Source organism: Fundidesulfovibrio magnetotacticus, assembly GCF_013019105.1.
GTDB lineage: Bacteria > Desulfobacterota > Desulfovibrionia > Desulfovibrionales > Desulfovibrionaceae > Fundidesulfovibrio > Fundidesulfovibrio magnetotacticus.
In genome coordinates this window covers 1-493 of record NZ_BLTE01000057.1, presented here as the reverse complement: position 1 = coordinate 493, position 493 = coordinate 1, and the positions used below count along the sequence as shown (strand labels likewise).

1 protein-coding gene is annotated in these 493 nt (G+C 64.1%); it reads left to right on the top strand.

Annotation, left to right across the window (positions count from 1 at the left end; all coding sequences use genetic code 11):
- Positions 1-493: SLC13 family permease (locus NNJEOMEG_RS20285; RefSeq protein WP_268885710.1), on the top strand; the 493-nt coding region annotated here is incomplete at both ends.

Below are 493 nucleotides of genomic sequence, written 5' to 3'. Positions count from 1 at the left end.
CCTGCTCCTGCTCTCCGACGAGGACCCGCACCACGTGCTGGCCGAAGTGGAATGGTCCACCATCTTCTTCTTCATGGGGCTTTTCATCATCATCGGCGGCACGGTGAAGGTGGGCTTCATCGAGATGCTCTCGCGCCAGATGATCGAGCTGACCGGCCCCACGCCCACGGACATGTTCACGCTCACCATGGTGATGGTCTGGTTCTCGGCCATCGCCTCGGCCATCGTGGACAACATTCCCTTCGTGGCCACCATGAACCCGCTGCTGGTGGACATGGCCGAGAAGGTGTTGGGACCGGCCACGGGGCTCAAGGGCTTCGACCTGCTCCAGCACCCCACCATGATGCCCGTGTGGTGGGCCACGGCCCTGGGCGCGTGCCTGGGCGGCAACGGAACGGCCATCGGGGCCTCGGCCAACGTGATCGTGGTGGGCATGAGCGAGAAGGCCGGGCACAAGATCACCTTCCTGCGCTTCATGAAGTACGGCATGCCC